Source organism: Massilia sp. CFBP 13721 (assembly GCF_014842025.1).
Lineage (GTDB): Bacteria > Pseudomonadota > Gammaproteobacteria > Burkholderiales > Burkholderiaceae_D > Telluria.
This window is the reverse complement of record NZ_JACYUY010000004.1, coordinates 72,441-95,162: the sequence shown is the minus strand read 5'-3', so window position 1 is coordinate 95,162 and position 22,722 is coordinate 72,441. Positions and strand designations below refer to the sequence as shown.

Sequence of the window (22,722 nt, the reverse complement as noted above, 5' to 3'; positions counted from 1 at the left end):
TGGGGGACATTTATTATGGAGGGCGCCATGGCCACGACCAACTCATCCGCCGGCACCAACGTGCACGAGATCGCCGACGGCATCTACCGCATCAATACGCCCGTCAGCCTCGTGCCGGGCGGCTTTTCGTTTAACCAGTACCTGGTCGTCGATGACCAGCCGCTGCTGTTCCATACCGGCCCGCGCAAGCTGTTCCCGCTGGTGCGCGCAGCCGTCGACAGCGTCATCCCGGCCAGCCGGCTGCGCTTCATCGCCCTGTCGCATTTCGAAGCGGACGAATGCGGTTCGCTCAACGAGTGGCTGGCCGTGGCGCCGCAGTCGGTCCCCTTGTGCAGCCGGGTGGCGGCGATGGTGTCGGTGGACGACGTTGCCGACCGGCCGGCACTGGCCATGGCCGATGGCGCCATGCTCGACCTGGGTTCGCGCAGCGTCAAATGGCTCGATGCGCCCCACCTGCCGCACGGCTGGGAAACCGGCTACCTGATGGAGTCCCGCACCGGCACGCTGTTCTGCGGCGACCTGTTCACCCAGGGCGGCGTCGGCGCGGCGGCCTTGAGCCGCGAAGACATCCTGGACAGCAGCGAAGCCTTTCGCCAGCCGATGGATTACTTTTCGCATTCCACGCATACGCGGCAACTGATCGAACACCTGGCGGCGCAGTCGCCCGGCACCCTGGCCTGCATGCACGGCAGTGCCTGGAGCGGCGACGGGGCAGGGCTGCTGCGTGCGCTCGGCGAGCGGCTCGTGCCCGGATAGCCGCGGTCGGTGAAATACCGAACGGAGGCTTCGCGCGCGGGCACGTATCGTCCGGGTTCCATCTACCCGAGAGCACCGCCATGGCAACCGACTTCGAACGTAGCGACAACCAGCATCGACCGCCACTCGGCCCGACCCAACCCGGCGGCACGGAGCCGCTGATCGTGACGCCGACCTTTGTCAGCCGCGTCGACGACACCGCGCGCAGCGAGCGGCCGCAGGATGCCGGTGCGTCGAAAAGCCGGCACGGCCACGAAGTGCATTTGCCGAACTGGCGCCCGCACGCGCTGGCGCTGGAGGGCAATCCGAATCTCGCCTTCGAGCACTGGGACGAGTACTGGCGCAAGGTGCATGGGCCGAAATTCGCCTGGGACGAACCGGGCAGCTCGTCGGCGCTGGTAGTGCGCTACGACCAGGTGCACCGCATCGCCTCCGGCCCATCCTCGTCCTTCCCGCCGCCGTACCGCGCCATGGTCGGCGACGATGGCCGGCTGCCGGCCGACCCCGAAAAACACGTGCCGGCTTACGCACGGCCGCGCTGGGATGGCTTCGCCTACATCGCCTATGCCGACGAAGCCGACATCGAAGGCACGCTGAGCCAGGAGAAATTCAAGGAGCGCATCGTCGCCGACGAGCAGGTCGCCTTCCGCATGGTGACGCGCGAAATCACGCGCGAATACATCCTCATTCCGAGCGCGCGCCACCGCGACCCGGTCAGCCTGGTCATGCTCCACATGCGCGCGCCAGGCCTGTCGCGCGAGGAGTTCCAGCAGCGATTGCTGGGCGCGCATGCGCAACTGGTGCTGGCGCAGCCCGCCACCGGCGAGTTCGTGCGCCGCTACGCGCAGCTGCACAACATCGGCTCGACCCAGAAGGATCCCGAAGGCAGCAAGATCGACGCGGTCTCGGTGCTGTCGTTCGCTTCGCTCAACGACGTCGAGGATTACCTCGTCAGCCCCGACTACGCCGCCATCCAGGCCTCGTTCGATGCGCTTCTGGGCGCGGGCTCGGAGTGGTGGACGGCAATTAACTACAGCGTGATCAACCGCCTGCAGCCGGAGGTGGCGACGGCGCTGCCCGGCCAGCCCCAATCTTGATTTGAAAGGAAGCAGCGCATGACAACTTCGAACGAACGTCCACTCGCGCTGGTGACCGGCGCCTCCAGCGGCATCGGCTACGAACTGGCGCGCCTGTTCGCCGCCGACGGCTACGACCTGATCATCACCGCCACCACCGTCGAGGGCCTCGAACGCACCGCCGAAGCGGTGCGCGCCACCGGCGCCGAAGCCCAGCTGGTCGCCGCCGACCTGACCCGCTTCGACGGCGTCGAAACCCTGTACGCGGCGGTCCAGGCGGCCGGCCGTCCGCTGGCGGCAGCGGCGCTCAACGCCGGCGTCGGGCTGGGCGGCTATTTTATCGGCGGCACCGAGCTGGAAGCAGAGCTGAACATGATCCAGCTGAACGCCGTCTCCCAGGTCCACCTGACCAAGCGCCTGCTGCCCGACATGGTGGCGCAGGGCGCCGGCAAGCTGCTGTACACGGCCTCGATCTCGGGCACGATGCCGACGCCCTACGAGTCGGTGTATGGCGCCACCAAAGCCTTCCTGATCTCATTTGCCGAAGCCATCAAATCGGAAATCAAGGATAGTGGCGTGACCATCACCCTGCTGCTGCCGGGCCAGGTCGACACGCCGTTCTGGCACCGCGCCGGCATGGACACCAACAAGCTGGGCCTCGGCGAAAAGGCGGCGCCGAGCAAGGTCGCGCACGAGGGTTACGAGGCCCTCAAGGCCGGCAAGGACCGGGTCGTGGCCGGCATGACGAGCAGTAAGCTGATCGGCAATGTCGTCAACAACCTGATGCCGGACACGGTCAAGGCCGACCTGCATGCGGCGGATGCGGAACCGGGGTCGGGGTTGAAGGACTGACTGTAATCGGATGCGCGCCTTGTAAGCCGCCTCGACGATCCGCTCGAGCAGTGGAAGCTCACTCCCGTCATCGAGCTGCCGAAACAGGAGTACGATGACGGTGACGATGACGTGCGCCGGACGGTGCCGCCAGATATCGTCGTGCCGAGTTTTACTGGCTCGCTTGACGAGCATCTCTGCTTGCCTTTCGGGAGAGCCGATATGGATGAAAAGGTCTACAACGTACTGTTCCTGGGGACGACAAATTCAGTGCGCAGCCTCATGGCGGAAGCGCTGCTGACGGTGGCAGGTGGCGGACGCTTTCGCGGGTTCTCGGCGGGTTCTTCGCCCAGTGGCGTCGTCCATCCATTTACGCTTGAACAGATTGCGACGACCGCTTATCCAATCGAGCGCCTGCGCAGCAAGAGTTGGGATGAGTTCGCAACGCCCGACGCGCCCCAGATGGATTTCATCATTACCCTGTGCGACGACGCGGCGGGCGAGGCGCGGCCCGAGTGGCCGGGCCACCCGATCTCGGCGCACTGGGCATTTTCGAATCCTGCCGCCTGCACGGCAGACGACCTGCAGACACGCGAGCAATTCCACAAGGTATTTCACCAGATTCGCATGCGGATCAGCACCTTTGTCAGCCTGCCACTGGAGCGGCTGGAAAAGAACGCAATCCATCGGGAAGTGAGCGCCCTCGGCCGGCCGCCTGCGCAGGGAACCTGATCACCCGGTTCACAAAGCAGCGCTTGCCTGCGCTACGCTTCGGGCAAGTCCAGGGAAGGGTCTTGCCGATCGGCTTCCCTGTGTGCGGCAGGAGGCTTTGTCAGGACGCGCAATGCGATATGCAGGTCGACGCGTTCGCGTGCCAGGTAGGCTGCCGCGTTTTTTATTCCACGCGCAGATAGCAGGCTCAGCGCCAGGTCCACCTTGAGCGCCGTGAGTTTGTCGAGGCGTTTATACATTGGCGGATCGTAGCAGTCATGTACGGCAAGTGTCTCGCACCGCAAGCCAGGCCGCCATAAAATCGCCGCCCTTGCAACGATTCCGGTCCCGCTCGCAAACATTCACATTCATTTTCAGGTATGCAGTTCGAGCGTCATACACCTGTCACAATCCGCATTCATAGTCGGTTGATTCGGCAACTCGGAGTCAACGTTGATGAGTACCATTGCCTCAAGCCAATTCTCTCCTGGCGCGCATTCACAGCAGCCGCACGTCTCCCTCGAAAGTAGCGATTTTCCTGGTTCTTCTTCTGACGCTGGCGGTCGACAGTGTGCTGTTCGACTCGCTTTACCGCTTGTTTTCCAGGCTTGTCCGAGAACGGGAGCGGCATGAAAGAATTCGACAACGAAGACGTGCTCCTGCGCGTCCAGCGCGACATCATGGACGACTATGACGAAGAGCTCGAACTCGAGCTCGACGACCGCGACGTCGATCCCGACACCCTGCTGGCCCTGGAGGCGCGCAGCGACGCCGACAAGGAAGCGCGCCGGCAGTATTTCCGCGAACTGTTCAGGCTGCAGGCCGAACTCGTCAAGTTACAGGATTGGGTCGTACAGACCGGGCACAAGGTCGTGATCCTGTTCGAGGGCAGGGACGCCGCGGGAAAGGGCGGCGCCATCAAGCGCATCGTCCAGCGCCTGAACCCGAGGGTATGCCGCGTCGTGGCCTTGCCGGCACCGAATGACCGCGAACGTACGCAATGGTATTTTCAACGCTATGCGCCCCATCTGCCAGCCGCGGGCGAGATCGTGCTGTTCGACCGCAGTTGGTACAACCGTGCCGGCGTCGAGCGCGTGATGGGGTTTTGCAGCGATGAAGAGTACGAAGAGTTCTTTCAAACCGTCCCGGAGTTCGAGCGCATGCTGGTGCGCTCCGGCATTCAACTGATCAAGTACTGGTTTTCGATCTCGGACGAGGAGCAGAACGCACGCTTCCTGAGCCGGATTCACGATCCATTGAAACAGTGGAAGCTGAGCCCGATGGACCTCGAGTCGCGCCGCCGCTGGGAAGAATATACGAAGGCCAAGGAAATCATGCTGGCGCGGACGCACATTCCCGAGGCAAAGTGGTGGGTGGTGCAAGGCGTGAACAAGAAAAGGGCCCGCCTGAACTGCATCCACCACTTGCTCGAACAGATGCCCTACGTCGAAGTCGACCGTCCGGTCATCGCGTTGCCCGCACGCGAATATCACGACGATTACGTACGCCATCCCGTTCCGCCTGAAATGGTTGTGCCGGAAATCTATTAGCTCGACAAGAAAGGATGGATGATGGAACCGCAACTGAGCCAGTCTATCGAATATCGCGCGCACGACATCGTCTTCAACCCATCCGGCAAAGCCGACGACGCGTGCGCCGATGCGTTCATGATCCTGCAACCGAGTCCGAATCCCATGTTCTCTTCGGTGCTCTACGAGCATCCCAGGGACAAGATCCGGACGTATGACACGGCAGAGGATGCCCGCCGCGCCGCCATCGCCCAGGCGCAAGCCTGGATCGATGCGCGCCTCGACGGACATGCAATGAGGTCTTCAGAGCCCTGATCCAGCTGAGCTGCCCAGGGGGAAATGTGTCATGCCCCGGTCATGAAGCCGGACTAATATGGCTGCATCGACTGCGCCAGGACGGTGTGGCGATAGCCTTAGTCCGGTCGGCTCGAGCATCGGCACCAATTCCAGGGGTTGCGCGCATGTGGCAACTCAGTTGTAACCTGATTGCCGGGTTGCGCATTGCCGGGCCGTATCGCACGCTTCTGTTCGCTACCCTGGGCCCGGTTTATCCGTTCCATTGTTTCACCCAGCTGGCCGACGCCGCCTACTCCCGGGCAATTGATGCATGCGCAGCGATGCTGGAGTGACTGATTCCATCGCGAAACCAAAAATTTCCACACGGTAATTATCCCGTCATATTCTTCGCGCATACTCGCCGCACGCTCAACTTCAGCTTCTCTCCATGCGCTTCGCAACGCTCACTACGCGCACCAGAATCCTCGGCGCATTCGGCATTCTTCTCCTTGTTATCGGCATCATCTCGGGCGTCGCCATCTGGCGCATCCATACCGGCGACCGTATTGCGCGCGATCTTGTCGATGACAAGCTTGCAAAACAGCTGCTGGCGTCGAATTTGCTCGGGGTAACCCAGCTGAATGGCTTGCTGGTGATGTCGATTGCACGCAGCGACAGCCTGGAATTGGCCGACCTGTACAAGGACCAGCTGGCGCGTGGCGAAAAGAAGGCGGCAGTCATCGATCGCAGCCTCGCCGCGCTGCCGATGTCCGCTGCGGAGAAGGTCCTGGTGCAGGACACGATCGATCGAAAGGCCGGCATTGCCGCTGCGACAGCAGAGGTCATCCGCGCCAAGGATCAAGGCAGGACGCAAGAAGTGGAAGCGCTGGTTGGCAGCAAGCTCGAACCGCTGTTCAAGCGTTACATCGATAGTTTGCAGGCTCTGCTCGATTACGAAGCAAGCCATGCGCGCGAGCTCGCCGCGCGCTCCGCCCGCGCGGCGCAAACCAGCCACGCGTTGCTGGCGCTGCTCGGCCTGGCGGCACTGGTCGCGGGCGGCGGCCTGGCCTGGCGGCTGACGCGCGACATCGTGCGGCCCTTGCACGAAGCGGTCGCGCTCGCCGAGCAGGTCGCCGGCGGCAACCTGCTCGTACTGATCCGGCACGACCGCAGGGACGAAATCGGCCGCCTGTTCGACGCACTCAACACGATGACCGCCAGCATGTCCGCTACCGTCGCCCAAGTGCAGGGTGGTGCGCTGGCCATCGACCTCGCCTCAGCCGAGATCGCGGCCGGCAATGTCGACCTGTCGCGGCGGACCGAACGCCAGGCCGGCGCGCTCGAAGAGACAGCGGCATCGATGTACGAACTGACCGCCACCGTCAAGCAAAACAGCGCCAATGCCCATCAGGCCAGCGCGCTTGCCCAATCGGCCTCCGGGGTTGCCGTGGCGGGCGGACACGCGGTCGCGCAAATGGCATCGAAAATGGAAGCGATTCAGCTATCGGCAAAAAAAATCGTCGATATTACGGGCGTCATCGACGGCATCGCCTTCCAGACCAATATCCTCGCGCTGAACGCCGCGGTCGAGGCCGCACGGGCGGGCGAGTCGGGACGTGGCTTTGCCGTCGTCGCGGCCGAAGTACGCGCGCTCGCACAGCGTTCGGCGGCGGCGGCCAAGGAGATCAAGAAGTTGATCGGCGACTCGGCCGAGGAAATCGCGTCTGGCGCGGATCTGGCGACGGTCGCCGGCGCCACCATGAACGACATCGTCGCCGGCGTGGAGCAGTTGGGATCCATTCTCGCCGCGATCAATGCGGCCAGTGCCGAGCAGGCGGATGGCATCGAGCAGGTTGGGCGCGCAATCGCCGAGATGGATGAGGTGACCCGGCAGAACGCCTCGCTGGTGGAGCAGGCCGCTGCCGCTGCCGGCGCCATGCACGACCAGGCGGGCAGCCTGGCGGGGCTGGTCGGTACGTTCAAGGTCGATCGAGAGCATGCCGGACACGCGTTGCACCAGAAAGTGGAACGACATTTCCTGCAGGTCGAGAGCTGATTCTTCAGTGCTGCCGTGCCCTCCGGGAGCATGAGGCGTTGCCCCCCGTCGAGCGCGGCTTCGATTTCCTCGTCGGTGCCGTAGACATCAGATCGCGCTGGCCTGGCTGCTGGTGCGCAAACCGTGGATCGTGCCGATTCCTGGAACGCCAGAAACGGGTTGTCCGCTGACCGGCGCAGCTAGGGACCGTGGCGGCGAGGCTGGCGGCTGGAACGTGTAGGATACGCCTGCCATGTTCACCCTGGAGCAAACTTGAAACCGAATTTGAAACGATTCCTTCTATCGAGCCTGGCGCTGGCCTGCGCCCTCGGGGTCACCGCCTGCGCCTATGTCGTACCCTCGCTCGGCCACCTGCCTGAACCGCAGCAGTTGCAGGCAGCACCGCAGTACCGCGACGGCGCCTTCCGCAACGAGGTCGCTTCGCCGCCACGCCCCGGCGGGATCGGCATGGCGTGGCGGATGCTGCGCGGCCGCTTCGAGCCGCGCGATCCGCGCTCGGCGCCAGGCGCCGCGCTGCCCGCCGTCAAAACGGACTTGTCCGCGCTGCCGCGCGAGCAGGACATCGTGGTCTGGCTCGGCCACTCGTCGTATTTCGTGCAGGTGGGCGGCAAGCGGCTGCTGATCGACCCGGTCTTCAGCAGTTATGCTGCGCCGCTCCCGTGGATGGTGCGCGCCTACGATGGCACCACGCCGTTCACGATCGAGGATTTGCCCGAGATCGACGCCGTCCTGATCACCCACGACCACTACGACCATCTCGATTACAAGACGATGAAGGCGCTTGAACCGAAGACGCGGCTGGTCATCGCCGGGCTCGGGAATGGCGCCCATCTGCGCCACTGGGGCTACGGCCCGGAGAAGATCCGCGAAATGAACTGGCACGGCAGCGTCGAGCTCGAACCCGGCCTGCGGGTGCACGTGCTGCCGGCCCAGCATTACTCGGGCCGCTTCATGCAGCGCAACCAGAGCCTGTGGGCCAGCTATGCGCTCGAGACGGCGGGGCGGCGCCTGTACTTCAGCGGCGACACCGGTTTCGGCCCGCATTTCGCCGCCATCGGCAAGCGCTTCGAACGCTTCGATTTCATTGCGATGGATGGCGGGCAGTACAACGCGAAGTGGGCCGACATCCACATGACGCCGGAAGAAGCCTCCCGCGCGGCCGAGATCCTCGGCGCGGGGGCGCTCCTGAGCGGCCACGCCGGCCGTTTTACCCTGGCGCGCCATGCCTGGGACGAACCGTTCGAGCGTGCCGTCGCGGCGAGTAAAGGGAAGCGCTACCGGCTGGTGACGCCGCGTATCGGCGAGCCGGTTTATTTGGGGGATCCGCAGCAGCAGTTCACGCAGTGGTGGAAAGGGCTCGAATAAGCCGTCAGGAAGCCGCAGCGCCCCAGCCGCCAGCGCCGGCGAGATTGGAACGCTTGTATGGCCAGCCGGTTGCAAGAGACCGCCGACGTGCAAGAAGGCCGGCACGTGTGGTCACGCACTGCCGGCCCCCAACGACTAACGCTCAACCGGCATCAGGCCGACTTGCCTGCCTTCGTCGTCGACTGGTTGCCCTGCGCCGCCTGGCCACCCTGCATACTGCCCTGGAACGAAGCGCGCTCGCCATCCATTTGGATGTGCGCGCCGGCGCCTGCTGCCTCGCCCGTGGCCTGCATGCTGCCGTGGTGGCTGCCGCCGTCATTGCGCTGCGCACTGGCGTGTTCGAACGGGTCGCGGAAGTTTTTCAGCGTTTCTTCCTGACGCTGCATGCTACGGTTGGTCTCTTCAGTGGCAGTGCGTTCGACCTGGTCCGCCAACTGGCGTGCGGTGCGCGTCGTTTCCTGCACGTGCTGCTGCGTGACGCGGGCGAAATCGACCTGAGAATCGGCCGCGACGCGCGAGATGTGCTGCTGGTATGCGTGCAGCTTCTGGAACGCGGGTTGCGCGCGCGAGGCCGCCACGGAGATCAGGTCGGTGGGTTCCTTGCTGGTCAGCAGCTGGTGGCTGGCGGTCGTGCTTTCCTCCAGCATGGTCTGGCCGAGTTGCATGTTGAGCTGGCAGAGCTCCTGGAACGAGCGCGACATCGATTTCGACATGTCGTTCAGGAATGCGGCCTGCGCGTCGAGATGGGCGCGGACTGCGGGGGTGACGGATTGCGAGAAGGGGAACATGGCATACCTCATGAAGTGAAGGTTCACAAACAGACGGGCACGTCAGTTACTGATTGCGGCATCTGGCGGGCCAAGGATAGTGGCAATTCAGTCGCAACCCGGCTGTTGGGTTGCATTCTCGGGCCCGTATTCCAGGCCCGCGTTCGCTACCTTAGGCCCGGTTTGTGACAGGCGTTTGACATGCCAATCGGGTAGCATGCCGGCGTGATCGGTCACAGCCGGGCTTGCTCGGACATGGCATGCCCGGGATTCATGAAATGGTCACATTGCCGCTGTAGACTCGCGGCTCGCGCAGCCGGACTCCCCAGTCCGGCCGACGAGGCCCAGCGGGGCCTGCGCAAGCTTGCGCCGCCGTGGCCTCTGATGTACATGATGAAACCAGCCTCTTCCTCGCTTTCCCGTACCAACCGCTTTCTCGCCGTCCTGTGGCCGGTCCTTGCCATGCTGTGCTGTATTGCGCTGTGGATGGTGACGCTGGCGCGCGCCGATACCGAGGCGGAGCGTGCCGAGGCGCTAGTGCTCAAGGAAGCCGACACCTATGCGCAGGCTTACGAACAGTATGTGACGCGCTCGATCGCGCAGATGGACCAGATCACCATGCAGCTCAAGTATGGCTGGGAGAACGCGCGCAAGCCCGGCCTGATCGAGGACATGCGGGCCGATGGCATGTTACCGACCAGGCCTTCGTTTCGGTGACCATCGTCGGTGCGGATGGCGTCGTGCGCTCATCCACCAAGGGCGCGGGCATGCCGCCGTCCGTGGCCGGGACCGCTTTTTTCCTCCAGCATCAGAACAACAATTCCACCGCGCTGCGCGTCGACCTGGCGCCTGCCGGGTTCGAGGGCGAGCGCCAGCCGGTCCTGTTCACGCGCCGGCTCGATCGTGCCGACGACGAGTTCGACGGCATCGTCGTGATGGCGGTCGACGGCAGTTACTTCACCTCCTTTGTCGGCGCATCGACACTCGGCCGCGACGGACTGCTGGCCCTGGCCGGCAGCGGCGGCAAGTTCTGGATCGAGCAGGGCGGCGCCGCGCGCACGGCGAACCGGCAGGTACTGAACCTGCCCGCGATCGGCATCCTCGGCAGCGGACCGCGCCTGGTCGGCGCCGAGGCGTTTCGCGATGGCGTGGCACGCGCACTGGGCTGGCGCGATTCTCCCGTCTATCCCGTGGTGGCCGTCGCCGCGCTGTCCCGGCACGAAGGCAATGCCGCGGCGCGCCAGTATTGGGAAGCGAGCCGCGACCGCGCCGTCGCCGCAAGCGCCTGCCTGCTGCTGCTCTCCGGCCTGGCCAGCGTGCTGTCGCTGCGCGCGGCCGCGCGCGAACGCGAGCACGAAGCGGTGCGCCTGGCCTACCGCACCGCCACCGAAAGCGCCAACGACGGCTTTTACATGGCGGCGCCGCTGCGCGACCGCAAGGGCCAGATCGTCGACTTCCGGATCATCGACTGCAACGAGCGCGGCGCCGCTTTTTACGGTTTCCGCCGCGCCGAGCTGGTCGGGCGCGCCGTGTCGTCGCTCGATCGCGGTCTCGCGGGTGACGAGGTCATCGCGACCTACCGGCTGGCGATGTCGAACGGTTTTTACGAGGAAGACCGGCGCATGCCGCATGACGACCGCCTCACGATAGCCTGGGGCCGGCGGCGGCTGGTGCGCGTCGGGGACGGCCTGGCCATCACCCTGCAGGACATCAGCGAGCGCAAGCAACACGAGACCGACATGGAGCGGCTCGCCAACGAGGACGTGCTGACCGGCCTGCGCAACCGCAGCTGGCTGCTGAATTTCATGCCGGCGCTGCTGGGCGGCGGGGCGCCGGATGGCGGTGGACTGGCCTTGCTGTTCATCGACCTGGACGAGTTCAAGGGGGTCAACGATTCGCATGGCCACGCCGTCGGCGACGCGTTGCTGGTCGCGGCGGCGCGCCGGCTCGGCACCCTGGTGCGGCCCAGCGACCAGGTGGTGCGTTTCGGCGGCGACGAATTCGTCGTGCTGCTGCGCCCGCCGACCGACGACGCGCCCATCGGCGAGGACCACATTGCGGCCGTCGCCGAACGCATCGTCACAGCCTTCGCGGCGCCGTTCACGCTCGATGGCGGCGTGCAGGCGGCCGTTGGCGCCTCGGTCGGCATCAGCCTGTTCCCGCGCGACGGCCACGACGCCGGCACCCTGATCCGCAATGCCGATATCGCGATGTATGCCGCCAAGGACGAAGGCAAGGGCCAGTACCGCTTCTTCGACCAGTTCCTGTCGGGGCAGACCGCCCGCCGCGCCTTCCTCAAGGGACAACTGGCGCGGGCGGTCGAGGCCGACCAGTTCCTGCTGCACTACCAGCCGCGGGTCGACCCGGTGTCGGGCGCGCTGCTGAGCATGGAAGCGCTGCTGCGCTGGCGCCATCCCGAGTCCGGCATGGTCCCGCCGGGCGACTTCATTCCGCTGGCCGAATCGAGCGGATTGATCCTGCCGATCGGCGCGCTCGTGATGAACTCGAGCAGGGCGAGGGCAGGGTCTTCTTCGAGGCGATCGTCTCGATGGCGCACGCGCTGCGCATGACGGTCGTCGCCGAAGGCGTGGAAACGGCGGCGCAGCTGCGCATCCTGCAGGAACTCGGTTGCGACGAAGTGCGGGGCTTCCATATCGCGCGGCCGCTGCCTGCCGAGGACATCGCGGTCCGCTTCCTCGCTGCCCGGCTGCGCGTATGCGCCTGAAACCCTGCTTGCTCTCCCATTGACAATGCCACCGACGGCCAACGACACCATGATGACCATGATCCTGTTTTCGTTTCTCGCGCTTCTTCTCGTCGCCTGGGTCCTTCACATCAACGCGAACGACCGCAAAACGTTCGAGCGGGAACTCGACGAGGAGCGCTCGGGTGACCCTGAGGGCCGCGCGTAGCGGCCCCCGCATGTGGGCGCCGCTAGCGCGACAGGCGCAGCTTGGTGACCGTCTTCAGCGACGCAGCCAGTGCGCCATTGTCGGCCTCCGACGCCGCGACCAGGTAGCCGCGCGCGTAGGCGGCCTGGCGCGCAAGCTCGCCATTACCCTTCTGCAGTTCCGGCAGCAACTGGCCGGCAACGGCGAAATCGTTCAGCAGGCCCAGGCGGTCCTGCAAGTCCGACAGCCGCGCCACGTAACGCTTGACCTCCTTTGCCGGCAGCAGGTCGCGGAAAAATTCGGCGCCGTAGCGTGCCTTCTTGGCGGCGATGCGGATCCGGTGACGCTGATGCGGCTCGCTGCCGTCGAAGTCGGCAATACGGCGGCCCAGGCGCTTTTCCGCCTTGCGCAGCAGGGGCCGGCAAGCGCGCGACGCGCGTGCCGCCAGGGGCGAATGCTTCGGCAGCCCCGTCTCCGGCCGCCAGCCGCGCGCGTGCAGCCAGCCGTTTACGCTCAGCAGCACCTGTGTAAAGCGCGCCGACTGCAAGGTCTGCAGGAGTTCCTTGTGCAGCTTGTCGGCCCTGGCCCGTGCCGCCTGGCGCAGCGCGGCCGGGTCGATGCCGTGCACGCGCGCCAGCGTCGAATCGGCCAGCACGTCCCAGTCGCGCGTGGCGCCGAGCGCGCCGGCCAGCCAGTCGAGTCCTTCGCTCACCTCGGCCGGCGCCGGCGCCAGTTCGTCGAACATGTCGACCAGGGCGCGCAGGCGCCGCAGCCCGACACGCATCTGGTGCAGGCTCTCGACGTCTTGCTTCAGCACGCCCGGGACATTGGCTTCCATTTGGCGCAGGCAATTCAGGCCGATCAGCCGGTAAGTATCTTCCAGCGTCGCATGCCGCTCCAGTTCGACGGGCTGCGCCTTGACCGGTTGCGGCTGCGTGGCCTGCAGCATGGCGAAGCCGCGCGCCGCTTTGCTGTCGTTCGACATGCGCAGCGGGATATCGGCGTGCAGCGCCAGCGCAAGTTCGAACAGGTGGGCCGACGAACCGTGTTTGATCTCGAGTTCCAGTTCGGCGATCTCGATATTGGCGCCGCCGGCTTCGATGCGGCCGGCGTCGAGTGCGCATTCGACTTCGTCGCCATCGCTCCAGCGCAGGCGCCAGGTGGTGCGGTGCGTCAGGTTGCGCAAGACCGGCTGCAATCCGTCCGCGGCCCTCTCGAGCAGCTGCGCCAGTGCCGCCGGCTCGACCTGGCGCGCCAGCAGCGCCGGTTGTGGCGTAGCATCGGGCAGTGCACATTCCCATTCGCCCCGTTCCTGCAGGCCGGGCGAGGTGGCGGCCGCGGTCTTGACGGTCTGGATCCAGCCGCCGTCGGCTTCGCGGACGCGCAGCGTCAGGCCGTGCTGCCACAGGTCGTGCGCGGCGGTGTCGTAGTAGGTGTCCACCAGGTGCTGTTCGAGCGCTCCATCGGTGGCGCGGTCGGCCAGCAGCGGATGCTGGCGCATGCGCTCGAGCTGGGCGGGTGGGACGTGGAGCTTCAGTTCGGTTTCCATATCGGTCCTTTTGCGATATTCAGAGGGAAGGCGGCATTGCCATGGTCGCTTCATGCTACCCCATCCGTGTACCCGGCGGCGCGCCGCCGGCTGTATACTCTGTCCTTCAATTCTTGAAAGCGAAGCGTATGTTTGCAGCAGTCGACCTCGGGTCCAACAGTTTTCGGCTCCACATCGGCGAGCCCGCCGATGGCGACATGCGCATCGTGCGCAGCGCGCGCGATCCGGTGCGCCTGGCGGCCGGGCTCGACGTGGACGGCAACCTGAGTGAGGAAGCGATCGAGACGGCTTTGCGCAGCCTGTCCGGCTTTGCGCAGGTCCTGGGCGCGCACCGCCTCGACGGCGTGCGCGTGGTCGCCACCAACACCTTGCGGGTGGCGCGCAACGCCAGCCAGTTCCTGGCGCTGGCGGAAAAGGCGCTCGGTTACCCGATCGAAATCATCTCCGGCGAAGAAGAGGGCCGGCTGGTTTACATGGGCGTGGCGCGCGCGCTGGCCGATCCCGCCGAACGGCGGCTGGTGATCGATATCGGCGGCGGCTCGACCGAAGTGATCGCCGGCTGCGGCGATGCCATCGCGCTGGTCGAATCGTTCAGCATCGGCACCCAGCCCCAGGCCGCGCGCTTCTTTGCCGACGGGCGCATCGAGGAGTCCCGTTTCGAGGCCGCCGTCACGATGGCGCGCGCCACCTTCGAGGATGCGGTCGCCGGCTACCGCGCGCATGGCTGGCGCGCCGCCTACGGTTCGTCGGGCACGATGCGGGCGATGGCCGACGTGATCGCACGCGCGAGCCTGGGCGACGGCACGCTGTCGCTCGCCGGCCTGCGCGCGCTGCGCGCGGCACTGGTCGAATGTGGCCATGTGGAGCGCGTCGACGTGCCCGGCCTGAAGCGCGAACGGGTGGTCGCGGTGCTGGGCGGCGTCAGCGTGCTGACCGGCGCGATGGAGGAGTTCGGCATCGAGCGGGTCGAGGCACTGAATGCCGGCCTGCGCCTGGGCGCCTTGTCCGACCTGGAAATGCGCGCGCAACAGCACGACCGGCGCGATCTCGCGGTCATCGCCTGCATGGAACGCTTCGGCGTCGATGCCGGGCGGGCGCAGCGTAGCGCCGCGATCGCCCTGCGCCTGTACGGCCAGCTTGGCGCGAGCGACCCGAGCTGCCTGCACTACCTGGGCTGGGCCTGCATGCTGCACGAAGTGGGCCTGGCGGTATCGCACACGGGCGCGCACAAGCACGGCGCCTACATCGTCGAGCACCTCGACCTGCCGGGGGTCACGACGCGCGAACAGCGCCTGATGGCGACGTTGGTGCTCGGCCACAAAGGCAACCTGCGCAAGGTGCGCGAGGCGCTGGGCGAGCCTGCGCAGGCGCGCATGCTGCTGGCGCTGCGCCTGGCGGTGGCCTGCATGCACGCGCGCGTCGACGACGATCTCGATGGCTTCCGGCTGCGCATGAAGAGCCGGATCGAGGTGGAACTGGCGCCCGGGTGGCTGCAGCAGCACCCGACCATGCGTTTCTGGCTCGAACGCGAGCGCGCCGCCTGGGAAGACGCCGGCACCGCCTTCCAGTTCAGGGAAGGATAGGCGCCAGCGCCGGGTTCATGCTCAGCGCAGCTTGCCGATCAGTTCCGGGCCGACGGCCAGGCGGATGAACGGCTGGCTGTCCTCGGCGTCCGATCCCTGGATCCAGAGGACGCTTCCCTTGCGAATCTTCCAGGGCTGCCGGGCGCCCGCCAGCACCAGCGCCGCCAGCTCGCCCAGTTGCGGCTGGTGGCCGACCAGCAGGGCGGGAAAGCGGTGGTCGGGCCAGCCGCAGGCTTCCAGCATGCGTTCAGGGGTCGATCCGGTATCGAGCGCTTCATGGACCGTGTAGCGGCGTCCCAGGCCGTCCGCAGTCTGGCGGCAGCGCACGGCTGGACTGACCAGCACGCGGCAGCCCTCCGGCAACTGTCCGTCGAGCCAGGCGCCGATGCGCGCGGCATGGCGCTTGCCTTTCGCCGTCAGCGCGCGGCCGGCGTCGGGTTCTCCATCCTCTGCTTGCGCATGGCGCCACAGGATCAGTTCCATGTTAATTCTCCCTTGGGCGGCTCGCCCGCCGCGCCGGCGCCAAGCATCTCCATCAGCGTTTCCTGCGCGCTGTACGGCTTTTGCCCGGCCCGCAGTTTGCGGCGCCGGTACTGGCCGTCGCTGCCCAGTTCCCAGGCGCTGACATTGTCCTTCAGGTAGGGATGCAGTCCTTCGCGCAGCAGCCGCTTTTTCAGCGTCGGCGAGGTGACCGGGAAGGCCACTTCGATCCGGCGCATCAGGTTGCGGTTCATCCAGTCGGCGCTGCTCAGGTAAAGGTCATGCTTCAGGTTGTTGCGGAAGTAGAATATGCGGGTATGTTCGAGGAAGCGCCCGACGATCGAGCGCACCTTGATGTTCTCCGACAGCTCGGGCACGCCCGGCCGCAGCGAACAGGCGCCGCGCACGATGAGGTCGATGCGCACGCCGTCGCGCGAAGCTTCGTACAGCGCGCGGATCACGGTTTCGTCGGTCAGCGAATTCATCTTCGCGATGATGCGCGCCGGTTTTCCCTCGCGTGCGATGGCCGCCTCCTGGCGGATCGTGCGCACCAGTTCGCGCTGCAGCGAAAACGGCGCCAGCCACATGCAGCTGAGCTGCTTGGGTTTGGTCATGCTGGTGAGGTGGATGAAGACTTCGTTGACGTCCGCGGTGAGGCTGGCGTCGGCCGTCAGCAAACCGATGTCGGAATAGTGGCGCGCCGTGGTCGGGTTGTAGTTGCCGGTGCCGACGTGGGCATAGCGGCGCAGGCCCGTCGCTTCGCGGCGCAGGACCAACGCCATCTTGGCATGGGTCTTGAGGCCGACGACGCCATATACCACCTGGGCGCCGGCTTCTTCCAGGCGTTCGGCCCAGTTGATGTTCGCTTCTTCGTCGAAGCGCGCCATCAGCTCGACGATGACCGTGACTTCCTTGCCGCGCTGGGCCGCGCTGATCAGCGCTTCCATCAGTTCCGAATTCATGCCGGCGCGGTAGATGGTCTGCTTGATCGCCACCACGGCCGGGTCGGTCGCCGCCGCCTGGATGAAGTCAATCACCGGCTGGAACGACTGGAATGGATGGTGCAGCAGCAGGTCCTGGCGCGCCAGGGTGCCGAAGATGCCGTGCGGGTTGAGCTTGGCCGGGAAGCCGGGTGCGAAGGGCGGGAACTTCAGTTCCGGGCGCGTGTGGCTGTTGACGATTTCGAGCAGGCGGCCCATGTTGACGGGACCGTCGACCGCGAACACGCGGCTGTCGTCGATGCCGAACTGGTCGCGCAAGAAGCTTGACAGGTGCGCCGGACAGTCGCGCCCGACTTCGAGCCGGACCGCGAAGCCGTACTGCCGGCTGTGCAACTCGCTTTGCAGGGCCTGGCGCAGGTTCTTGACCTCTTCCTCGTCGACCCACAAATCGCTGTTGCGGGTGACGCGGAACTGCGAATAGGCGACCACTTCGCGGCCGGTGAACAAATCCGGCAGGTGCGCCTGGATCACCGAGGACAACAGGCAGTAGGAGGCGCCGGGACGGTCCGACAGCTCGTCGGGCAGGCGGATCACGCGCGGCAGCACGCGCGGGGCCTTCATGATCGCGATCGCGGTGCCGCGCCCGAACGCATCCTTGCCGGACAGTTCGACGATGAAGTTCAGGCTCTTGTTGATCACGCGTGGGAAGGGATGGGCCGGATCGAGGCCGACGGGCGTCAGCAAGGGCCGCACTTCCTTGTCGAAGTACTGCTTCACCCAGGCGCGCTGGGCCGGGTTGCGGTCGCCGCGGCGCAGCATGTGGATGCCGTGGTCCGACAGGCGCGGCAGGATTCCCTGGTTCAGCAGCCCGTACTGGCGCGCGATCAGGCGCCGGCATTCGTCGCTGGCGCGGGCGAGGGTGGCGGCCAGGGTTTCCGGCATGCCGTCCATGTTGTGCTCGATCGTGTGCTGGGCCAGCAGGCTGGCGACCCGCACCTCGAAGAATTCGTCGAGATTGCTGCTGACGATGCACAGGAAACGCAACCGTTCCAGCAGCGGCAGGCGCTCGTCCTCGGCCTGGGCCAGGACCCGGCGATTGAATTCGATCAGGGACAGTTCACGGTTCAGGAACTGGGTGGCGCGCTCGGGCGCGGGCGCGACATGCGCCTCTTCGTGTTTGACCTTCTTTTCCATTGTGCGGCGCGCAGTATGACGAGGATGCCAGTATCGTTGTCGAATATGACAGGCGCGTGACCGGCCGCCGGCCCTTGCCGCGTACTCCTGGACTTCGCGTGCGTACGCATTGTCATCATGCTGTCATGCTGGCGGCGCAGGATGCGACATGGGCCCGGTTCAGGCGCCCGGTCCTCGTCCCGGGCAGGAAGACGAGCGCGCATCGTGACCAGGGAGGTATCAATGAATGCACCAGCAATCGAACGGCGGTCTGCTTCGCACACCGGCACGAGCGGCGCCGAATACGATGCCTGCATCGTCGAGCGCGCGCTCAAGGTACAGCGCAGTGCGAGCACGGTCAGCGCGGTCGAGTACCTGAAGAACCGCGGAGTCGACGCCGCCGTGATCTGCCGCGTCCTGACCAGTAGCGGCAGGCACAGCGAATGAGGTAAAGCGGGTGCAAGGACCCTGGGCGGCAGCGACAACCATGCCGACAGCCCGGCACCGCGGCCCGGGGACCTGGCGGCGCGCGTCGTACTGCGGCGCCTGGCGCGCGGTGGGGCGCCAGCTTTCACGAACGATGCACAGACCCGTAAGGTGGGCGGCTCTACCTCTTCAGGTTGCGCACCATTGGCGTTTGCGCCGCCCACGCGTTCATCCAGCCGCTGATCCGCCGCGAAGTCTCGGAGTGTGGTTGAACGCGTGGGCGGCATCCAGGCAGCAGGCGCGCATGCGCCGAGGTTCAGCCGCCCACCTTACAGGTCTGGGCATTCTTTCTCGCTCCCTCGTCCCGTCCCACCCGCCCATGCGATACGTATTATGATCGGCGGGTAGTGCTCGCATGGCGCGGGCTGGACCAGGACAGGAATACCACGCGTGTCGAACACTTTGAAAGCGGAACCAATACCGCAAGCCGCCGCCGAGGGGTTGCCCAATGTGGCGCGGCGCTGGGCAACCCTGGCGATGCTGCTGGGCACCTTCGCCGGCAACCTCGGCGTGTCGATCGCCAACGTCGCCCTGCCGGCCATCGCCGGCGACCTGGGTGCGCAGGCGGCGCAGGCGATCTGGATCGTCAACGCCTACCAGCTGGCGATGGTGGTCGCGGTGCTGCCGTTGGCCGCGCTGGGCGAGAAGCTGGGCTACAAGCGTGTCTTCATGGCCGGCCTGGTCGTGTTTACGCTGGCCTCGCTGCTGTGCGCCTGGGCGCCGTCGCTGGAAACCCTGGTTGCCGCGCGCATCGTGCAGGGGCTGGGCGCGGCCTGCGTCTCGACCATCGTGCCGGCGCTGCTGCGCGCGGTGTATCCGCCGAAGCTGGTCGGCGCCGGCATCGGTTACCTGGCGCTGACGGTGGCCACCTCGGCCGCCATCGGCCCCAGCGTCGCCGCCGGCCTCCTGTCGCTGGGCAGTTGGCGCTGGCTGTTCGGGATCAACCTGCCGATCGGCCTGCTGGCGATCGTGCTGGCCGCGCGCATCCTGCCGGAGAGCGCACGCAGCGCACGCAGCTTCGACCTGGCCGGCGCCCTGCTGAACGCCGTGACGCTGACGCTGTTCGTCGTCGGCGGCAGCGAGCTGGGCGATGCCGATGGGCGCGGCGCGGCGATCATCATGCTGGCGCTGGGGTGCGTCAGCGCCGTGGTGCTGGTGCGCCACCAGCGCCGGCGCACCGCGCCGCTGCTGCCGCTCGACCTGCTGCGCATCCCGGTGCTGCGCCTGTCGGTGGCCACCTCGGTCACCTCGTACACGGCGCAGACCATGGCGCTGCTGGCCTTGCCCTTCCTGCTGGTGTCGGAGATGGGCCGCAGCGCCACCGCGACCGGCCTGCTAATGACGCCCTGGCCGCTGGTGATCGTGGTGGTCGCGCCCTTGTCGGGCAAGCTGTCGGACCGTTTCAATGCGGAGCTGGTCGGCGCGGCCGGCCTGGCGCTGCTCAGCCTTGGGCTGGTGTTGCTGGCGCTGCTGCCGGCGGCGCCGTCCGACCTCGACATCGTCTGGCGCGTGGCCTTGTGCGGGATCGGCTTCGGCCTGTTCCAGACCCCGAACAACCGGCTGATGCTGACTTCGGCGCCGCGCGAACGCAGCGGCGCCGCCGGCGGCCTGATGACGATGGCGCGCATGGTCGGCATGACGGCGGGTGCGGCAATCGCCACCGTCATGCTCGACCTGCACGGCACCCGTGGCGCCGGCACCGCGCTCGGCATCGCCGCGGCGGCGGCCGCGATCGGCTTGCCGACGGCGCTGCTGCGTTTGCGTCAATCCCGCAAAGAGCAGTCACGCAAAGGCGCCTGACCTTCGATTGTTATTTGCGCCAGCGCGCGCTGACCGCTTCCATCTCGTCCAGCAGCACCCGTGCGCCCGGCGCCAGGTGCGCGCCCTCCCGCGTCATGATGCCGATCGACCGCTCCAGCCCCGGCATGGCGAAGGGCAGGACCACCAGCTGGCCGGTGGCGACTTCGTAATGCAGCTGGTGCGCCGAGAGCACGGTCAGCATGTCGCTCGACGCCAGCAACCCGCGCAGCAGGGCCAGGTCGCCGGTTTCGACGGCAGGCGTGGGCGGCGCCATGCCCTGCCTGCGGAAGAACTGCCCGAGCGATTCGCGCAGCGGCGCGCCGGGGCGCGACAGCACCCAGGGGTAGCCCTGCAGGTCAGCCAGGCCCAGCTTCTTCTTGCGTGATAGCGGATGGCCGGCGCGCGCCACCAGCGCCGCCTTGTCCTCGAACAGGGCGTGCACGCTGAACGCGTCGCCCGGTGCGCTGCGCAGCGCGCCGACGATGAAATCGACGTGTCCGCCCAGCAGCGCCGCGGTGAGTTCGCCATAAGGACTCTCTAACGAACTGACCTGCAGGCGCGGGTGGCGTTCCAGCACCGCGGCGATCGCCAGCGGCAGCAGCTGCGTGCGCGCCAGCGGCAGGGCGCCGATCGTCACCGTGCCCTCGACCACGCCGGCCAGCGCGCCCACGTCTTCCGGGATATGGCGCAGCTCGGCCAGCACCCGCCCGAAGCGCTCGACCCAGCGCCGGCCGGCATCGGTCGGCAGCATGCCGTGCGCGCTGCGCAGGAACAGCGGCTGGCCGAGCATGTCTTCCAGGCGCGCGATGGCCTGGCTGACGGCCGCCTGCGAACTGCCCAGCGCCTGCGCCACGGTCGGCATGTGGTCCACCTCGGCCAGCAGCGTCGCCGCCCGCAGGCGGCGCTCGTTGAGCAGAACCTCGATGCTGCCGACCTTGCCGCCGCCCTTGCCACCCGCGTTGCGCAGGGCATCCTCGCGCACCGCCTGCAGCTCGGCCTCGATGCGCTCGGCGCGCAGGCGCACCACCGCGCCGGCGGCGGTGGCCAGCATGCCGCTGCCCTTGCGTTCGAACAGCGGCACGTCGAGTTGCCGTTCCAGCGTGGCGACCGAACGGGTGACGGCCGACGAGGCGCGGAACAGGGCGGCGGAAGAGCGGCGGATGCCGCCGCTGGCGGCGACGACCCGGAACGCATGCAAATGACGAAGGCTGATCTGGTCCACGGTTGCAGGATGGATAATCGATAAGCAAATTAGAACACTCGCAGGCCCACAAAGCAACCACGCCCGCCGCGGCGGCCCGGATACTGGTGGACATCAAACGCATCCAGGCTCCGTCCATGGCTTACGAGATTCCTTCCGACCTGCGCGCCGTACCTTGCATCCTGATGCGCGGCGGCACCTCGCGCGGACCGTTCTTCCTCGAATCCGACCTGCCGCTCGAGCCGGCCGCGCGCGACCGCCTGCTGCTGGCCGCGCTGGGCTCGCCCGACCGGCGCCAGATCGACGGCCTGGGTGGCGCCCACCCGCTCACCAGCAAGGCCGGCATCGTCCGCCGCAGCACCACGCCCGGCGTCGACCTCGACTTCCTGTTCGCCCAATTGCAGCCCGAGCGCGACACGGTCGATCTCACGCCGAATTGCGGCAACATGCTCGCCGCCGTGCTGCCGTTCGCGCTCGAATGCGGCCTGCTGGCGGCTGCCGACGGCACCACCACGGCGCGCATCCTGACCCTGAACACGAACATGCAGTGCGATGTCACCGTGCTCACGCCAGGCGCGCGCCTGCAGTACACGGGCGACGCCCGCATCGATGGCGTGCCAGGCACTGCGGCCCCGATTACCATCGAGTTCCTCGATACCGCCGGTTCGGTCTGCCCGGCGCTGCTGCCCAGCGGCCGTGTGCGCGACGAAGTCCGGGTCGGCGGCGCCGCGCCGTTCACGGTACAGGCGACGCTGATCGACAACGGCATGCCGATGGTGATCGTGCGCGCGGCGGACTTCGGTTTGAGCGGCCATGAAAGCGTGGATGCACTGAACGGCAATGAGCACCTGCGCGCCCGTCTCGAAGCCTTGCGCCTGGCCTGCGGGCCGCTGATGGGCCTGGGCGACGTGGCCGATAAGAGCTATCCGAAGATGTGCCTGGTCGCGGCGCCGGCGGACGGCGGCAGCGTCGCCACGCGCTGCTTCATCCCGCACGTCTGCCACGAAGCGATCGGCGTGCTGGCGGCGGTCACGGTGGCCACCGCCTGCGTGCTCGACGGCTCGGTGACGCAGGGGATTGCGCGCCTGCCCGCGGGCGCCTGCAAGACCGTGTCGGTGGAACACCCGAGCGGCGAATTCAGCGTCGAACTCGAACTCGACGCCCACGACGCGCAAAAAGTGGTGCGCGCCGCGCTGCTGCGCACGGCACGCCCGATCATGCGCGGCGAAGTCCTGATTCCGCAACAGTAAA

23 protein-coding genes are annotated in these 22,722 nt (G+C 66.7%); 17 read left to right on the top strand and 6 right to left on the bottom strand.

The features are described 5' to 3' along the window. The first annotated feature begins 27 nt into the window (after positions 1–27). From IFT60_RS05090 to IFT60_RS05075, 4 genes are all read left to right on the top strand, one after another. Positions 28–756 (top strand): oxygen-binding di-iron domain-containing protein, encoded by a 729-nt coding sequence (locus IFT60_RS05090; protein ID WP_192050167.1) that lies wholly within the window; start codon positions 28–30, stop codon positions 754–756. 80 nt (positions 757–836) lie between these two features. Continuing rightward, positions 837–1,853 (top strand): EthD domain-containing protein, encoded by a 1,017-nt coding sequence (locus IFT60_RS05085; RefSeq protein ID WP_192050165.1) that lies wholly within the window; start codon positions 837–839, stop codon positions 1,851–1,853. A gap of 18 nt (positions 1,854–1,871) precedes the next feature. Further along, positions 1,872–2,684: an SDR family NAD(P)-dependent oxidoreductase gene (locus IFT60_RS05080; RefSeq protein ID WP_192050163.1), complete on the top strand. Its 813-nt coding sequence runs from the start codon at positions 1,872–1,874 to the stop codon at positions 2,682–2,684. A gap of 201 nt (positions 2,685–2,885) precedes the next feature. Beyond that, positions 2,886–3,395: an arsenate reductase ArsC gene (locus IFT60_RS05075; RefSeq protein WP_192050161.1), complete on the top strand. Its 510-nt coding sequence runs from the start codon at positions 2,886–2,888 to the stop codon at positions 3,393–3,395. Positions 3,396–3,427: 32 nt separating this feature from the next. On the opposite strand, the gene IFT60_RS05070 is transcribed toward IFT60_RS05075, so the two are convergent. Then, entirely contained in the window at positions 3,428–3,634 is a 207-nt protein-coding gene (locus IFT60_RS05070; protein WP_192050159.1) for a hypothetical protein, read from the bottom strand. A 369-nt stretch (positions 3,635–4,003) separates the two neighbouring features. On the opposite strand from IFT60_RS05070, the gene ppk2 reads away from it, so the two are divergent. The 5 genes from ppk2 (at position 4,004) to IFT60_RS05045 (ending at position 8,600) form a co-directional block, all read left to right on the top strand. Further along, positions 4,004–4,924: a polyphosphate kinase 2 gene (gene ppk2, locus IFT60_RS05065; protein ID WP_192050157.1), complete on the top strand. Its 921-nt coding sequence runs from the start codon at positions 4,004–4,006 to the stop codon at positions 4,922–4,924. An 18-nt stretch (positions 4,925–4,942) separates the two neighbouring features. Further along, a complete protein-coding gene (locus IFT60_RS05060; protein ID WP_192087927.1) occupies positions 4,943–5,218 on the top strand; it encodes a hypothetical protein in 276 nt (91 codons plus the stop codon). A 146-nt stretch (positions 5,219–5,364) separates the two neighbouring features. Next, a complete protein-coding gene (locus IFT60_RS05055) occupies positions 5,365–5,532 on the top strand; it encodes a hypothetical protein (protein ID WP_192050153.1) in 168 nt (55 codons plus the stop codon). Positions 5,533–5,627: 95 nt separating this feature from the next. Then, entirely contained in the window at positions 5,628–7,235 is a 1,608-nt protein-coding gene (locus IFT60_RS05050) for a methyl-accepting chemotaxis protein (RefSeq protein WP_192050151.1), read from the top strand. A gap of 264 nt (positions 7,236–7,499) precedes the next feature. Then, positions 7,500–8,600 carry an MBL fold metallo-hydrolase gene (locus IFT60_RS05045; protein ID WP_229510699.1) on the top strand — a complete coding sequence of 367 codons (1,101 nt, stop codon included), beginning with the start codon at positions 7,500–7,502 and terminating at the stop codon, positions 8,598–8,600. A gap of 152 nt (positions 8,601–8,752) precedes the next feature. Here IFT60_RS05045 and phaP read toward each other — a convergent pair whose 3' ends face one another. Continuing rightward, positions 8,753–9,388 (bottom strand): phasin family protein, encoded by a 636-nt coding sequence (phaP, locus tag IFT60_RS05040; RefSeq protein WP_192050147.1) that lies wholly within the window; start codon positions 9,386–9,388, stop codon positions 8,753–8,755. Between the two features lie 369 nt (positions 9,389–9,757). On the opposite strand from phaP, the gene IFT60_RS05035 reads away from it, so the two are divergent. Genes IFT60_RS05035 through IFT60_RS26325 form a run of 4 tightly spaced genes read left to right on the top strand, consistent with a single transcriptional unit; the run spans position 9,758 to position 12,279 of the window. Next, a complete protein-coding gene (locus IFT60_RS05035) occupies positions 9,758–10,084 on the top strand; it encodes a hypothetical protein (protein ID WP_192050145.1) in 327 nt (108 codons plus the stop codon). 23 nt (positions 10,085–10,107) lie between these two features. Then, a complete protein-coding gene (locus tag IFT60_RS26905) occupies positions 10,108–11,937 on the top strand; it encodes a putative bifunctional diguanylate cyclase/phosphodiesterase (RefSeq protein ID WP_192050143.1) in 1,830 nt (609 codons plus the stop codon). Further along, positions 11,916–12,092 (top strand): EAL domain-containing protein, encoded by a 177-nt coding sequence (locus IFT60_RS05025; RefSeq protein ID WP_229510698.1) that lies wholly within the window; start codon positions 11,916–11,918, stop codon positions 12,090–12,092. Before IFT60_RS26905 ends, IFT60_RS05025 begins: the two co-directional genes overlap by 22 nt. Positions 12,093–12,141: 49 nt before the next feature. After that, positions 12,142–12,279, top strand: coding sequence for a hypothetical protein (locus IFT60_RS26325; RefSeq protein WP_192087925.1), 138 nt, complete (start codon positions 12,142–12,144; stop codon positions 12,277–12,279). Between the two features lie 22 nt (positions 12,280–12,301). On the opposite strand, the gene IFT60_RS05020 is transcribed toward IFT60_RS26325, so the two are convergent. Further along, entirely contained in the window at positions 12,302–13,807 is a 1,506-nt protein-coding gene (locus tag IFT60_RS05020; protein ID WP_192050135.1) for a CYTH and CHAD domain-containing protein, read from the bottom strand. Between the two features lie 128 nt (positions 13,808–13,935). On the opposite strand from IFT60_RS05020, the gene IFT60_RS05015 reads away from it, so the two are divergent. Next, positions 13,936–15,390 carry a Ppx/GppA phosphatase family protein gene (locus IFT60_RS05015; protein WP_192050133.1) on the top strand — a complete coding sequence of 485 codons (1,455 nt, stop codon included), beginning with the start codon at positions 13,936–13,938 and terminating at the stop codon, positions 15,388–15,390. A gap of 21 nt (positions 15,391–15,411) precedes the next feature. Here the strand turns inward: IFT60_RS05015 and IFT60_RS05010 are convergent, their stop codons facing one another. Then, the gene (locus IFT60_RS05010; RefSeq protein WP_192050131.1) at positions 15,412–15,873 is read right to left on the bottom strand and encodes a SixA phosphatase family protein; all 462 of its coding nucleotides are present in this window, start codon (positions 15,871–15,873) and stop codon (positions 15,412–15,414) included. After that, on the bottom strand, positions 15,864–18,005 hold the full coding sequence (gene ppk1 / locus IFT60_RS05005; protein ID WP_192050129.1) for a polyphosphate kinase 1: 2,142 nt from the start codon (positions 18,003–18,005) through the stop codon (positions 15,864–15,866). Before ppk1 ends, IFT60_RS05010 begins: the two co-directional genes overlap by 10 nt. Positions 18,006–18,227: 222 nt before the next feature. Between ppk1 and IFT60_RS05000 the strand changes: the two genes are divergently transcribed. Together IFT60_RS05000 and IFT60_RS04995 are read left to right on the top strand one after the other, a co-directional pair. Beyond that, positions 18,228–18,431: a hypothetical protein gene (locus IFT60_RS05000; RefSeq protein ID WP_192050127.1), complete on the top strand. Its 204-nt coding sequence runs from the start codon at positions 18,228–18,230 to the stop codon at positions 18,429–18,431. 429 nt (positions 18,432–18,860) lie between these two features. Then, entirely contained in the window at positions 18,861–20,270 is a 1,410-nt protein-coding gene (locus tag IFT60_RS04995; RefSeq protein WP_374011013.1) for an MFS transporter, read from the top strand. Positions 20,271–20,280: 10 nt separating this feature from the next. On the opposite strand, the gene IFT60_RS04990 is transcribed toward IFT60_RS04995, so the two are convergent. Then, the gene (locus IFT60_RS04990; protein WP_192050125.1) at positions 20,281–21,492 is read right to left on the bottom strand and encodes a LysR family transcriptional regulator; all 1,212 of its coding nucleotides are present in this window, start codon (positions 21,490–21,492) and stop codon (positions 20,281–20,283) included. A 116-nt stretch (positions 21,493–21,608) separates the two neighbouring features. Between IFT60_RS04990 and IFT60_RS04985 the strand changes: the two genes are divergently transcribed. Further along, complete coding sequence (locus IFT60_RS04985) at positions 21,609–22,721, top strand: 4-oxalomesaconate tautomerase (protein ID WP_192050123.1); 1,113 nt, start codon at positions 21,609–21,611, stop codon at positions 22,719–22,721. The last annotated feature ends 1 nt before the right edge of the window (position 22,722 follow it).

Coding starts and splice junctions, on each gene's coding strand:
- IFT60_RS05090 (WP_192050167.1), top strand. CDS start 28: ATGGCCACGACCAACTCATCCGCCGGCACCAACGTGCACGAGATCGCC.
- IFT60_RS05085 (WP_192050165.1), top strand. CDS start 837: ATGGCAACCGACTTCGAACGTAGCGACAACCAGCATCGACCGCCACTC.
- IFT60_RS05080 (WP_192050163.1), top strand. CDS start 1,872: ATGACAACTTCGAACGAACGTCCACTCGCGCTGGTGACCGGCGCCTCC.
- IFT60_RS05075 (WP_192050161.1), top strand. CDS start 2,886: ATGGATGAAAAGGTCTACAACGTACTGTTCCTGGGGACGACAAATTCA.
- IFT60_RS05070 (WP_192050159.1), bottom strand. CDS start 3,634: ATGTATAAACGCCTCGACAAACTCACGGCGCTCAAGGTGGACCTGGCG.
- ppk2 (WP_192050157.1), top strand. CDS start 4,004: ATGAAAGAATTCGACAACGAAGACGTGCTCCTGCGCGTCCAGCGCGAC.
- IFT60_RS05060 (WP_192087927.1), top strand. CDS start 4,943: ATGATGGAACCGCAACTGAGCCAGTCTATCGAATATCGCGCGCACGAC.
- IFT60_RS05055 (WP_192050153.1), top strand. CDS start 5,365: ATGTGGCAACTCAGTTGTAACCTGATTGCCGGGTTGCGCATTGCCGGG.
- IFT60_RS05050 (WP_192050151.1), top strand. CDS start 5,628: ATGCGCTTCGCAACGCTCACTACGCGCACCAGAATCCTCGGCGCATTC.
- phaP (WP_192050147.1), bottom strand. CDS start 9,388: ATGTTCCCCTTCTCGCAATCCGTCACCCCCGCAGTCCGCGCCCATCTC.
- IFT60_RS05035 (WP_192050145.1), top strand. CDS start 9,758: ATGATGAAACCAGCCTCTTCCTCGCTTTCCCGTACCAACCGCTTTCTC.
- IFT60_RS05025 (WP_229510698.1), top strand. CDS start 11,916: ATGGCGCACGCGCTGCGCATGACGGTCGTCGCCGAAGGCGTGGAAACG.
- IFT60_RS26325 (WP_192087925.1), top strand. CDS start 12,142: ATGATGACCATGATCCTGTTTTCGTTTCTCGCGCTTCTTCTCGTCGCC.
- IFT60_RS05020 (WP_192050135.1), bottom strand. CDS start 13,807: ATGGAAACCGAACTGAAGCTCCACGTCCCACCCGCCCAGCTCGAGCGC.
- IFT60_RS05015 (WP_192050133.1), top strand. CDS start 13,936: ATGTTTGCAGCAGTCGACCTCGGGTCCAACAGTTTTCGGCTCCACATC.
- IFT60_RS05010 (WP_192050131.1), bottom strand. CDS start 15,873: ATGGAACTGATCCTGTGGCGCCATGCGCAAGCAGAGGATGGAGAACCC.
- ppk1 (WP_192050129.1), bottom strand. CDS start 18,005: ATGGAAAAGAAGGTCAAACACGAAGAGGCGCATGTCGCGCCCGCGCCC.
- IFT60_RS05000 (WP_192050127.1), top strand. CDS start 18,228: ATGAATGCACCAGCAATCGAACGGCGGTCTGCTTCGCACACCGGCACG.
- IFT60_RS04985 (WP_192050123.1), top strand. CDS start 21,609: ATGGCTTACGAGATTCCTTCCGACCTGCGCGCCGTACCTTGCATCCTG.